This window comes from Micromonospora eburnea (genome assembly GCF_900090225.1).
In the GTDB taxonomy this organism is placed as follows: Bacteria; Actinomycetota; Actinomycetes; order Mycobacteriales; family Micromonosporaceae; genus Micromonospora; species Micromonospora eburnea.
The window spans coordinates 4929847-4942870 of record NZ_FMHY01000002.1 but is presented as its reverse complement, the minus strand read 5'-3'; the positions used below and the strand labels follow the sequence as shown (position 1 = coordinate 4942870).

At 73.3% G+C, this 13024-nt stretch carries 7 protein-coding genes; 4 read left to right on the top strand and 3 right to left on the bottom strand.

Translation table 11 applies throughout. The annotated features are described in order from the left end of the window. Positions 1 to 12: 12 nt before the first annotated feature. Complete coding sequence (locus GA0070604_RS21245; protein ID WP_091121243.1) at positions 13 to 1932, bottom strand: chorismate-binding protein; 1920 nt, start codon at positions 1930 to 1932, stop codon at positions 13 to 15. A 267-nt stretch (positions 1933 to 2199) separates the two neighbouring features. Between GA0070604_RS21245 and GA0070604_RS21240 the strand changes: the two genes are divergently transcribed. From GA0070604_RS21240 to GA0070604_RS21230, 3 genes are all read left to right on the top strand, one after another. Then, positions 2200 to 3603, top strand: a complete 1404-nt coding sequence (locus GA0070604_RS21240) for an FGGY family carbohydrate kinase (protein WP_091121239.1) — start codon at positions 2200 to 2202, stop codon at positions 3601 to 3603. Positions 3604 to 3709: 106 nt separating this feature from the next. Then, positions 3710 to 6298, top strand: coding sequence for a sensor histidine kinase (locus tag GA0070604_RS21235; protein WP_091121235.1), 2589 nt, complete (start codon positions 3710 to 3712; stop codon positions 6296 to 6298). Next, positions 6295 to 6720 carry a roadblock/LC7 domain-containing protein gene (locus GA0070604_RS21230; RefSeq protein WP_091121231.1) on the top strand — a complete coding sequence of 142 codons (426 nt, stop codon included), beginning with the start codon at positions 6295 to 6297 and terminating at the stop codon, positions 6718 to 6720. Before GA0070604_RS21235 ends, GA0070604_RS21230 begins: the two co-directional genes overlap by 4 nt. 53 nt (positions 6721 to 6773) lie before the next feature. On the opposite strand, the gene GA0070604_RS21225 is transcribed toward GA0070604_RS21230, so the two are convergent. Further along, entirely contained in the window at positions 6774 to 8264 is a 1491-nt protein-coding gene (locus tag GA0070604_RS21225; protein ID WP_091121227.1) for a GH1 family beta-glucosidase, read from the bottom strand. Positions 8265 to 9126: 862 nt separating this feature from the next. Between GA0070604_RS21225 and GA0070604_RS21220 the strand changes: the two genes are divergently transcribed. Further along, complete coding sequence (locus tag GA0070604_RS21220) at positions 9127 to 12027, top strand: glycoside hydrolase family 48 protein (protein ID WP_208602325.1); 2901 nt, start codon at positions 9127 to 9129, stop codon at positions 12025 to 12027. Positions 12028 to 12311: 284 nt separating this feature from the next. On the opposite strand, the gene GA0070604_RS21215 is transcribed toward GA0070604_RS21220, so the two are convergent. Then, on the bottom strand, positions 12312 to 12995 hold the full coding sequence (locus GA0070604_RS21215) for a DUF3159 domain-containing protein (protein WP_091121221.1): 684 nt from the start codon (positions 12993 to 12995) through the stop codon (positions 12312 to 12314). Positions 12996 to 13024 lie beyond the last annotated feature (29 nt).

Genomic DNA, 13024 nt, shown 5'->3' with positions numbered 1-13024 from the left:
TCGCCGGCCGACCTACCCCTGCTCGGCCGGTCCCTGCCTGGTCAGCGCCGGGTGGGCGAGCAGGTGACCGAGCAGGTCCGCGAGCACGGCCAGGCCGTCGGGGCTGAGCACCGACTCGGGGTGGAACTGCACGCCGGCGAAGCCGGACCCGCGCAGCGCGTGCACCGCGCCGTCGGCCGGATCCCGGGACAGCTCGATCGGGCCGTACGGGGTGGCCGCCCGGTCCGCCTCGGCGTGGGCGGTGAAGCTGGAGTAGAAGCCGACCCGGCGGGTCACGCCGAACACCGGCACGTCCCGTTGCAGCCCCTGGTAGGGCGCGTCCCGGCGGCGCAGCGGCAGCCCGAGCAGCCCGGCGAGCAGTTGGTGGCCGAGGCAGACCGCGAGGGTCGGCCGGCCGCCGGCCAGCAGCTCGACCAGCAGCGCCCGCATCGCCGCCATCTTCGGCTCGGCCAGGTTGTTCGGGTCGCCCGGGCCGGGGCCGACCACCACCAGGTCGTGCCGGTCGACCGGGCCGGGGTGTCGCCAGTCGCGGCGGTGCACGGCCAGGCCGAGGGCGCCGAGCTGGTGGGCGAGCATTCCGGTGAAGGTGTCCTCGCCGTCGACGATCAGGGCGCGGCGACCGGCCAGCCCGGGTAGCGCCGCGGTGCCGGGGGCGCGTTGGTCCAGCCAGAACCGGGCCAGCGGCGCGTTGCGGGCGGCGAGCGCGGCGCGTACCCGCGGGTCGTCGGCGAGCCGGGCGGCGGGGGTGGGGCCCGGTTCGGGCGCGTCCGGGCCGAGGCCGAGCGCGGCCAGCACCCCGGCCGCCTTGGCGTGGGTTTCGGCCACCTCACCGGCGGTGGTCGAGTGCCGGACCAGGGTCGCCCCGACCGGGACCCGCAGCTCGCCGGTGGGGGACAACTCCGCGGTACGGATCAGGATCGGCGCGTCGAGGGTCTGCCGGCCGTCGGCGTCGCGGCCGAGCAGGGCGAGCACCCCGGCGTAGTAGCGGCGGCCGGTGCGCTCGTGGCGGGCGATCACCCGGCAGGCGTTCTCCATCGGGCTTCCGGTGACGGTGGGGGCGAACATGGTTTCCCGCAGCACCTCCCGGACGTCGCGGGAGCCCCGCCCGGCGAGCAGGTACTCGGTGTGCGCCAGGTGCGCCATCTCCTTGAGGTAGGGGCCGACGACCTGGCCGCCGCGCTCGGCGACGGTGGCCATCATCTTCAGCTCCTCGTCGAGGACCATGTACAGCTCCTCGACCTCCTTCGGGTCGTGCAGGAAGCGCAGCAGGGCGTCGGGGTCGGGTGTCGCGCCGGTGTGCCGGAAGGTGCCGCTGATCGGGTTCATCATGACCAGCCCGTCGTCGACGCTGACGTGCCGTTCCGGGCTGGCCCCGACCAGGATCCGGCTGCCGGTGTACACGACGAAGGTCCAGTACGCGCCCCGCTCGCGCAGCAGCAGCTGGCGCAGGGCGGCCAGGGCCGCCGTCAGGGGGTCGCCCTGCACGGTGGCCCGCAGGGTGCGGTGGATGACGAAGTTCGCGCCCTCGCCGCGGCTGATCTCCTCGGCGAGGACCCGGTCGACGGTCGCGGCGTACTCGGCGTCGGAGATGTCGAACGCCGCCTCCCGGGTGCGTACGGGCGCGTCGGGCAGGGCGGCCACCACCTCGGCGAGGGGGAGGCGCCGGTGCCCCTCGACGAGCAGGCACTCCAGCGGCGTGCCGTCGTCGACGCAGGCGAACCCGCGTTCGGCTATCTGCCGGAACGGCACCAGGGCCAGGGTGCGGGGTCCGGGACCGCCCTCGGGCAGCGGGATGTCGGCCAGCCGTGCGGCGGTGCGTACGGTGCCGGTGAGCAGGTCGAGGTGGTCGGCGCCCTCGCGGCGGATGAGCGCGAACGGGCCGGGGTCGACACCGGCGGCGACGGCGGCGAGCGGGTCGTGCGGGCTGGTCATCGGGTCTCCTCGGTGGCCGGTGGCCGCCGACTGGGCGACCCGGGGTGCCGGGGAGAGACCGGCGGCCGCCTCGTCGGGCGGCCGCGTGGGGAAGCTACGCGCGGGGGTGGGCCGCCGGGTCGGCGGGCCACCAGGAGGACAGGTGCGCGGGCATGGCGATCACTGTACGCGATGGCGTGGCGGCGGGGAACCGGATCGCCCGGAACGGGTGCCCGGCGGTCGCGGATCTTGGCTTCGGCGCCACCCCCGGCGGGTAGATTGACGGCGATGGCCATTCTCGCGCTCGACCTGGGCACCTCCTCGGTACGGGGACTCGTGCTGGACGCGGACGCCGGTCCGGTTGCCGGCGCGCTGGCCCGTCGGCGGGTGCACCCGGCCATCGGCGACGACGGCACCGGCACGTTGGAGGCCGCCGGCTATCTCGCCTGCCTGATGGAGTGCCTGGACGAGTTGGCCGCCGGTGGCCACCTGCGCGACATCGAGCTGGTCGCGACGTCGGCCCAGTGGCACTCGGTGCTGCCGCTGGGCGGCGACGGCGAGCCGCTGGGCCCGGTGCTGACCTGGCTGGACACCCGGCCGGAGCCCCCGGTCGGCGCCCCGGGGCCGGCCGATCCCGACGCGTTCCACCAGCGCACCGGTGCGTGGTGGCACCGTTGTTTCTGGACGGTCCGGCTGCCCTGGCTGCGGGAGCGGACCGGTGGGCGCGCGGTTCGCTTCGTCGGGCTCGCCGAGTACGTCTTCGGCGCGCTGCTCGACGAGGCGCCGATGTCGGTGTCGATGGCCTCGGGTACCGGGCTGCTCGACCTGTGCGAGGTGAGCTGGGACGCCGAGGCGTGCGAGCTGGCCGGGGCGCTTCCCGCGGATCTGCCGGTGCTGGCGCCACCACGCTGGCGCGGCCGGCTGCGCCGTGAGCACGCCCGGCGCTGGCCGCAGCTCGCCGACGCCGGCTGGGCCGCCCCGGTGGGTGACGGTGCGGCCTCCAACGTCGGTTCCGGCTGCGTCGACGCGTCCCGGGCCGCGGTGACGGTCGGCACCTCCGCCGCGGTGCGCCTCCTGCGGGCGGCTCCCGCCGGGGCGGCGCTGCCGCCGCTGCCCGACCGGTTGTGGCGCTACCGGGTCGACCACGAGCACGTGGTGACCGGAGCGGCGTACTCCAGCGGGGGGAACCTGTTCGCCTGGGCCAACCGGGAGTTGCGCCTGCCCGAGGGCGCCGAGTTGGAGGCGGCCCTGGCTCGGGCGGCCGAGGGCCTGCGGGTGCGGGCCAACGTCCGGTTCGGCGGCGACCGGCCGCCGGGCCTCGCGCCCGCCGGCTGCGGCGAACTGCACGGGCTGAGCTTCGGCACCACGGCCGTCGACATGCTCGCCGGGCTGATGACCAGCCTGTGCCGGCAGGTCGCGGACGATCTCGCGGTGCTGGAGTCCGGTCTCGACCAGCCGACCGAGGTGGTGCTCGGGGGCGGCGCGATCGCCGCCTCCGCCTGGTGGCGTACGGCGTTCGCCAGCGTTCTTGCTCCGCGCGTGGTGCGCCACCAGCGCAATCCGGAGGTCGGCGCGACCGGTGCGGCTCTGGTGGCGCTGGGCCGGGTCGGCGACGCGGCGCAGCTCGGCGGGATCGGCCGGTTGGACGAGGCGGACGCGCCGAAAACGGTAGGCGACGCCGGGCCGCGCTGACCTTCCTGGTCGCGCGACCGGTCGGCCCGTTGACACCGTCCACCGGCCTGGTTGGATGGACTGCGCCACCGCCGTGGCGGAGTCGAGGGACCGAGGAGGCGTTCGCGTGGGGGCAGGTCCCGACCCGGCTCGCGTGGCGGGCGGGCGACCGCGCCGTTCCGGCGATCGGGTGGTGCCGCACCGGCGGCGCTCGGTTCTGCGGCTGCGGGACTGGCGGATGGGCACCAAGCTCGCCACCGTGCTGGTCATCCCGTCGCTGGCGTTCCTGGTGCTGGCCGGGGTGCAGGCCCGGGGGCTGGTGGGGCAGACGAACGCGTTGAACGACTTCGCCAGGCAGGTCGGCATCGGCCGGCAGATCACCGCGGTGGTGGACCGGTTGCAGCAGGAGCGGGACCGCTCCGCCGGGGAGCTGGCCGCGCTGCGCCGGTCGGGCGGCAGCGCCGACCGCGACGCGGCGGTCGCGACGCTGAAGCCGTTGCAGGCCGCCACCGATCAGGCGGTGGCCGAGCTGCGTACGGCGGCCGAGCCGCTCGCCGACGCCGACGCCGCCTGGCGGGTCTCGTACGCGCAGGTTCTGGAGGCGTACGAGCAGGTCGTCTACATCCGTTCGGCGATTCCGCCGGCGGTGCTCAGCAGCGACACCATCGTGAGCAACTACCACCGGGCCATCACCACCCTGCTCAACCTGCTGGCCCAGCCGTCACCCGGCGACGGTCAGCGGGCCCTCACCGACGCGGTGCTGCGGAACGTGCACCTGTCCCGGGTCAAGGAGTTCTCCTCCCGGATCCGGGCCGAGTTGTACGCGGCGGCCCGCGCCGGCCGGTACGAGGTCGACGACCAGGCCACCCTGACCGACCTGCGGGCGCAGCAGCTCACCGCGTTGGGCGCGTTCCGGGCCACCGCGACCGCCAGTCAGGTCGACCGCTACGACCAGATCTCGCGGCTGCCGGCGTTCGGGTCGGCCGCCGCGCTGGAGGAGCGGACGCTGCCCACCGCCACGGGCAAGCCGGCGGTGTTGCCCGCGCCGCAGTGGTGGGCGGCCAGCGAGCAGCGGCACGAGCTGTTGCGCCAGCTGGAGAGCGAGGTGCTCGACGACGCCGTACGCCGGGCCGACGAGGCCAGTGCCCGACAGCTGCGGAACACCCTGCTGGTGGTCGGCGGCATCGTGGCGGTGCTGCTCGTCGCGGTGCTGATCTCGCTGCTCGTCGGCCGTTCCGTCGCCCGTTCGATCCGGCTGCTGCGCGGCCAGGCGTTGCGGATCGCGCAGGTCGACCTGCCGCACACCCTGGAGCGGCTGCGGGTGCTGGACCGCCCGGTGGGGGCGATCGAGGTGCCGCCGGCGGTGGTCCGGACCCGTGACGAGCTCGGCGAGCTGGCGGAGGCGTTCGTGGCGGTGCACCGCAGCGCCGTGGACGTCGCGGTCGAGCAGGCGCTGATGCGGCGCAACGTCAACGCCATGTTCGTCAACCTGGCCCGGCGCAGCCAGGTGCTGGTCGAGCGGCAGTTGGAGCTGCTGGACGAGCTGGAACGCGAGGAGAGCGACCCGGAACAGCTGGAGAACCTGTTCCGGCTCGATCACCTCGCGGCCCGGATGCGGCGTAACGACGAGAGCCTGCTGGTGCTGGCCGGCACGGAGTCCAGCCGGCGGTGGCACCGGCCGGTCGGCCTGGGCGCGGTGCTGCTCGCGGCCAGCGCCGAGATCGAGCAGTACCAGCGGGTCCGCCACGAGTCCGGCGGTGAGGTGCATGTCGTCGGGCACGCGGTAGCCGACCTGGTGCACCTGTTCGCGGAGCTGTTGGAGAACGCCACCGCCTTCTCCCGCCCGGACACGGTGGTGCGGGTCAGGGCGGGGGCCGACGGGACGGGCGCCCTGGTGGAGATCGTCGACCAGGGGCTCGGGATGAGCCCGGACGCATTGGCGGAGGCGAACGCGGTGCTGGCCCGGCCGCCGGCGGCCGACGTGGCGGCGTCCGAGCGGATGGGCCTGTTCGTGGTCAGCCACCTGGGTGCCCGGCACGGGGTCGAGGTGCGGTTGCGGGGCGGCCGTGAGGGCCTGACCGCCCGGGTCCGGCTGCCCGCCGCGCTGCTGGCTGCGGCGCCGGCGGTCGAACTGGACCCGCCGGTCTCGTCGCGGCTGCTGGCCTCGCAGGTCGCTGCGGCGGCGGCCGGGCGGCTGAGCGCGCCGCCCGGGGCCGGAGCGCCGCTGGTCGGGCGGTTGCCCGCGCCGGCGGGGGGCGAACTGCCGGTGGCGGGCCGTCGGCCGGAGGCGCCGGCGGCGGGCTCGGCGGTCGGGCCCGCGCCCGCGGTGCCGCGGCAGGCCCGTTCGGTGCCGGTCCGCGCCGAGGACGTGCTGTCGCCATCGGCCGGGGCACCCGCCGGCGGTGGGGGCTGGTTCAGCCGCCAGGGCCCGTCGTCGGCGGCGCGCGGGGTGACCCCGCCGCCGGCCGCGACGCCGATCACGGCGGGAACCAACGAGCGGGGGCTTCCGGTACGGGTGCCGATGGCCCAGCTGACCGCGCTCACCCAGCCGGCCCGCCCGGCCGCGCCGGTCCCACGCCACGACCCGGACCCGGACGCGGTCGGCGGCATGCTCGCCCGCTTCTACAGTGGAGTGCGGCAGGCTGAGGCCGAGGAGACCACCGGGATGACCATGCCGTCCACCGGCGTACCCGGCGAAGGGAGAGAACAACAGTGACGACGACGTTGAGCCAGGAGGCCCGTGACCTGAGCTGGCTGGTGAACGCGTTCGCGGAGCGGGTTCCGGGGGTGGCGCACGCGGTGGTGGTGTCCTCCGACGGGCTGCTGGTGGCGATCTCCGCGCACCTGCCCCGGGACCACGCGGACAAGCTCGCCGCGGTGACCTCGGGTCTGATGAGCATCACCGCCGGCGCGGCGCAGATGTTCGACGGGGACGTGGTGAAGCAGACCGTGGTGGAGATGGGCCGCGGCTACTTCCTGGTGATGCAGATCCGGGACGGTTCGATCCTGGCGACGCTGGCCGGCATGGACGCCGACATCGGTGTGGTCGGCTACGAGATGGCGCGGCTGGCCAAGCAGGCGGGGGAGATGCTCACCCCGGCGCTGCGGGCGGAGCTTCAGCAGGCGCTGCCCCGCTGAGCGGGGACGGCCCGGCCGTCGGCGTGCGGTGCCTCGGCCGGGCCGCGGACGACCTACAGTCCGTTGTCTCGGATGACGGTGCGGTACCAGTGGGCGCTGCGCTTGAGTACCCGGCGCTGCGTGGCGTAGTCCACGTAGACCAGGCCCCAGCGCTGGTCGAACCCTTCGGCCCACTCGAAGTTGTCCAGCAGCGACCAGACGTGGTAGCTCTCCAGCGGCACGCCATCGCTGATCGCCCGGTGGGCGGCGGCGAAGTGGTCGCGGAGGAAGTCGATCCGGCCGGCGTCGTCGACGGTGCCGTCCGCGGCGAGGGTGTCCGGGCAGGGCAGCCCGTTCTCGGTGATGGTGAGCGGGACCGGGCCGTAGTCGCGGGTGACCCGGGTGAGGATGTCGTACATCCCGTCGGGGTAGATCTGCTGCCAGCTCGCCTCCGAGGTGGGCCACCTGCTGACCGTGTCGCCCTGTCCGGTGACGTAGATGGGCGTGTAGTACTGCACGGCGACCAGGTCGACCGGGCTGGAAATGATCTTCAGGTCGCCGTCGTGGATGCCGCGGACCATCCGGCTGTCCGGGCCGAGGTCGGCCAGCACGTCCTCCGGGTAGGCGCCCTTGAGGATGGAGTCCAGGTAGAGCCGGTTCTCGTAGCCGTCGTAGAGGCGGGTCGCCGTGGCGGCCTCGGCGGTGTCGTCGGCGGGGTAGCAGGGGTGCAGGTTGAGCGCGGGGCCGATCCGGGTCTTGGCGCCGGTGGCGCGCAGCGCGCGTACGGCGAGGCCGTGGGCGAGCTGGAGGTGGTGGGCGACCAGGTAGGCGGCGGCGGGGTCCTGCTTTCCGGGCGCGTGGTGGCCCCAGATGTAACCGTTCTGCACGACGGTCTTGGGCTCGTTGATGGTCAGCCAGACGGGCACCTGGTCACCGAGGGCGCGGAAGACGATGTCGGCGTACTCGGCGAAGCGCTCGGCGGTGTCCCGGTTCTCCCAGCCGCCGGCGTCCTGGAGCGCCTGGGGGAGGTCCCAGTGGAACAGGGTGGCCATCGGGGCGATGTCGCGCTCGTGCAGGCCGGCGACGAGGCGGCGGTAGAAGTCGAGGCCGCGCTGGTTGGGCCGGCCGGACCCGTCGGCCTGGATGCGGGACCAGGAGATGGAGAACCGGTAGCTGCGCAGCCCCAGGTCGCGCATGAGGTCGAGGTCCTCGGCGTACCGGTGGTAGTGGTCGGCGGCCACGTCGCCGGTGTCGCCGTTGCGGGTGCGTCCCGGGGTGTGGCTGAAGGTGTCCCAGACGGATGCGCCACGTCCGTCCTCTTTGGCCGCGCCTTCGATCTGGTACGCGGAGGTGGCGGCGCCCCAGCCGAAGCCGGTCGGGAAGCGCAGCGAGCCGCGCCGGGCGGCATCGGTGTCGGGCGTGGCGTCGCAGCCGGCGACGAGGGCGGTGGTGGACGCGGCGGTCCCGGCCGCGGCGGCGCCGGCGAGCCCGGCACGGGCCGCGCCGGCGGCGGTCGCGGAGAGGGCGGCGCGGCGGAGCAGGCGCCGTCGGGTCAGTAGCGACATGGAGGTTCTCCTCGGTATGACTGGCCACCCTGGGGGCCGGGAGCGCTCCCAGCATAGGTCAGGCGTGGCCGGCCGCCCTCCGTGGACGGACCCGCGGGCAGGTTGCGGGGCCGGATCGGGGCGGGCGGCCGTGGTAGATGGGTGGGTGTCGCTCGGGGTGCGGAGCTGAGCGGTGAGGCGGGCAGAATAGCGAAAGGAGGCCGACCGGGCGGCGTGTCGCGCCTGTCCCGTCGGCCTCTTTTCCCGTCAACAATGGGGGTTTAGTGTGTGGGGACGGGGGAGGGCAACCCCCGTCCCCACGAATGGTGCACACACGCACGAGTCGGAATTGGCGTCCTGACGTGCGTGTCGCGCGGGAGCCGGGCCACGCGAGTGGCTCTGGTTCCACCTCCCTCCATGCCGGTGGGTGATGGCTGACGACGGTGTCCGGGCTGGCCCGTCGTCAGCCTCTTGGGCTGGTGCGCCGGGCACACGAGGTTCCCGACGATCTCGGACTTGCATCTCCGTCGATGGAAGCGCTCCCATCGGCGATGCTGCGACTGTAACGCCCGTCACCGGTTTGTGAAAGCCCCTAAACGAGATCGAAACATGGACGTGGCTAAGTGTCTTGCCCGTTGTGGTGGGAGCGCTTCCATGGCAAACTCTCCAATCAACCGCGACACGGAGCCACGCACGCGCGAGCGTTGGGCCGCCGAGGGCACCCGGGACTCCCGGTGCGGCGCCCGCGGCCCGGCATGACCGGGTCGACCACCTTCCCGGGCGCTTCCGTCCCCCCGTGTCACCCCCCGTCGACGCGTGGAGGCGCCCCGCCGGGGCCCTACCGGCCCCGGCCCGGTCCGAGGAGACACCGCGCATGAGACTTATGGCCAGACGTCGCCGCACGGCGATGTTCGCCGCCACCGCCGTCGCCATCGGCGGGGTGGCCCTGCCGGCCGGCGCCGCGCAGGCCGCCCCCGCGTGCGACGTGACGTACGTGACCAACGACTGGAACGACGGCTTCACCGCCAACATCGACATCAAGAACCTGGGTGACCCGGTCAACGGCTGGACGCTGAAGTTCACCTTCCCGAACAGCAGCCAGCGCGTGGGCCAGGGCTGGTCGGCCAAGTGGAGCCAGTCCGGCAACCAGGTGACCGCGACCAACGAGTCGTGGAACGGCAGCCTCGGCACCGGCGCCACGACCAACATCGGCTTCAACGGCAGCTACTCCGGCAGCAACCCGAAGCCCACCTCGTTCACCCTCAACGGGGTCGCCTGCAACGGCGGCACCCCGGCCAACAAGCCGCCGACGGTCGCCCTCGACGTGCCGGCCGGGCCGTTCGTGGCGCCGGCGAGCGTGCCGTTGACCGCGACCGCCAGCGACCCGGACGGGACGATCAGCAAGGTCGAGTTCTACCGCAACGGCCTGCTGGTCAACACCGACACCACCGCCCCGTACGCGTACACCCTGGACAGCCTGCCGGCGGGCAGCTACACGGTGCAGGCCAAGGCGTACGACAACCTCGACGCCAGCGCCGTGGCGGAGAAGTCCTTCACGGTCAACCCCGCCACCGGGCCCGCCCTGGTCGCCACCCCGTCCACGCTGAGCGTGAACGAGGGCAGCACCGCCACCTTCAACCTGAAGCTGAGCGCGGCACCGAGCGCCAACGTGCCGGTGACCCTGACGCGTAGCGGTGACCCCGACATCACCGTCTCACCCACCACGACGACCCTGACGTCGTCCAACTGGAGCACCGGGGTCACCGTCACCGTCGCGGCGGCGGAGGACGCCGACACCGTCGGCGGCACCGCGACCATCACCGCCTCCGCCACCGGCTACAGTCCCGCGACGGTCACCGTCACCGAGATCGACAACGACGTGCCGGGCGGGGACAACGAGTACATCAAGAAGTTCCTCGACCAGTACAACAAGATCAAGAACTCGGGCTACTTCAGCCCGGAGGGCGTGCCGTACCACTCGATCGAGACGCTCATCGTCGAGGCCCCCGACTACGGTCACGAGACCACCTCGGAGGCGTTCAGCTTCTGGATCTGGCTTGAGGCGCAGTACGGCCGCGTCACCCAGAACTGGGCGCCGTTCAACAGCGCCTGGACGGTGATGGAGAAGTACATCATTCCGTCGCACGCCGACCAGCCGACTGCCGGCGCCGCGGGCACCGCCCAGTACGCGGCCGAGTACAACCAGCCCAGCCAGTACCCGTCGCAGTTGCAGCCGGACGTGTCCGTCGGCCAGGACCCGCTCCGCTCCGAGCTGCAGTCCACCTACGGCACCGGCGACATCTACGGCATGCACTGGCTGCTGGACGTCGACAACAAGTACGGCTACGGCCGCTGCGGCGACGGCACCACCCGCCCGGCGTACATCAACACCTTCCAGCGGGGCCCGCAGGAGTCGGTGTGGGAGACCGTGCCGCAGCCGACCTGTGACACCTTCAAGCACGGCGGCCAGTACGGGTACCTCGACCTGTTCGTCAAGGAGTCCAACGCCCCGGCCAAGCAGTGGAAGTACACCAACGCCCCGGACGCCGACGCCCGCGCCGTGCAGGCCGCGTACTGGGCGCTGACCTGGGCCAAGGCGCAGGGCAAGCAGGCCGACGTCGCGGCGACCGTGGCCAAGGCCGCCAAGATGGGTGACTACCTGCGGTACTCGCTGTTCGACAAGTACTTCAAGAAGATCGGCAACTGCGTCGGCCCGACCACCTGCCCGGCCGGCTCCGGCCGCGACTCGGCGCACTACCTGCTCTCCTGGTACTACGCCTGGGGTGGCGCGTACGACACCAGCCAGAACTGGTCGTGGCGGATCGGCTCCAGCCACAACCACTTCGGCTACCAGAACCCGTTCGCGGCCTGGGCCATGACCAACACCCCCGAGCTCAAGCCCCAGTCGCCGACCGCGGTCTCCGACTGGCAGAAGAGCTTCGACCGGCAGCTGGAGTTCTACACCTGGCTCCAGTCGGCCGAGGGCGGCATCGCCGGCGGTGCCACCAACAGCTGGGACGGCAGCTACTCCCAGCCGCCGTCCGGCACCGCCACCTTCTACGGCATGTTCTACGACGTCGCCCCGGTCTACCGGGACCCGCCGTCCAACCAGTGGTTCGGCATGCAGGCCTGGTCGATGCAGCGCATCGCCGAGCTGTACCTGCAGACCGGCAACACCAAGGCCAAGGCGCTGCTGGACAAGTGGGTGCCGTGGGCCATCGCCAACACCACGCTCGGCACCAACTGGTCGATCCCGTCGGATCTGCAGTGGACCGGCCAGCCGGCCAACTGGAACCCGACCAACCCGCAGCCGAACACCAACCTGCACGTCACGGTGACCAAGGGCGGCCAGGACGTCGGCGTCGCCGCGGCCTACGCCCGGACCCTGATCGCGTACGCGGCCAAGTCCGGCAACACCGCCGCCAAGACCACCGCGAAGGGGCTGCTCGACGCGCTCTCCGCCGCCGCCGACGCCAAGGGCGTCTCGCGGCCGGAGACGCGGGAGGACTACAACCGCTTCGACGACGTCTACAACGCCAGCAACGGCCAGGGCCTCTACATCCCGTCGGGATGGACCGGCAAGATGCCCAACGGCGACGCCATCGCCGCGGGCAAGAGCTTCCTGGACATCCGGTCGTTCTACAAGAACGACCCGGACTGGCCGAAGGTCGACGCGTACCTCAAGGGTGGGGCCGCGCCGACGTTCAACTACCACCGGTTCTGGGCCCAGGCGGACGTCGCCATGGCCTACGCCGACTACGGCAACTACTTCCCCGCGGGGTGAGTTGACGACTCCGCCACGGGTGGCCAGGCCCACCCGTGGCGGAGGCCGACCGGGCCGAAGGGGGAACGGAGCGGCCCGGTCGGCGCACGGCCTGATTCCGGTCAGGCCGGGTGGGCCGGCCGTCCGGCCGACGCAGCGGACGCGCCGGCCCACCCTTGCGTCCGTAGACGAACTTGCCGCGAAAACGCCCGCGAAAAACCGGCCGCCACGGGATCACATCAGGGCCGTGGAGGGAGTAACGTACATCACCGGAGAGGCCGCTCCCCCCGTGGCGGCCTCTCTTTCTATTTCCCCGGCCCACCGTCCACATCTGACACCGGTGACGGGTGCCGCAGCCCCGGATGCCCGGCCGGCAGCGACCGCTGGATCACCAGCCAACTCACGCCCAGCGCCGCCGCCACCAGCGGCCAGGTCAGCGCCACCCGGGCCACCACCAGCCCGACCACCTGGCCGCCGAGCCACAGCGGCACGAACACCACCAGCCGCAGCAGGTACGTCGCCACCCACACCCAACTGCCCCGCGCGTACGCGCGCAGCAGCGCCGGATCGCGCCGCCACCGGCCCCGCTGACCCAGCACCGTGCCGACCACCACCCCGAGCAGCGGCCAGCGCACCACGATGCTGACCATCCAGGCCAACGCGCTGGCCGCGTTGGACAGCAACTGCACCAGGAAGAAGTCGCTGGCCCGACCGGTGCGCAGCGCGACCAGCGCGGCCACGCAGACGGCGAGCAGACCGATCAGCACCGAACGCGGACGGTCCCCGCGCCGCAGCCGCCAACCGGCCACCGCCGCCCCGGCCAGCACCGCGGCGCCCACCCCGCCCCACAGCCCGGCGGCCAGCCAGCCGACGGCGAACGCCACCGCCGGCAGCGTCGCGTCCAGCGCCCCGCGCCGCCCGCCGAGCAGGTCCGCCAGGGACTCCGACCGTTCGCGGGCCGGCCGCTCCCGCTCAGGTGTGCTGGTCACCCGTCACCTCCTCGGCTCGCGCCCCCAAA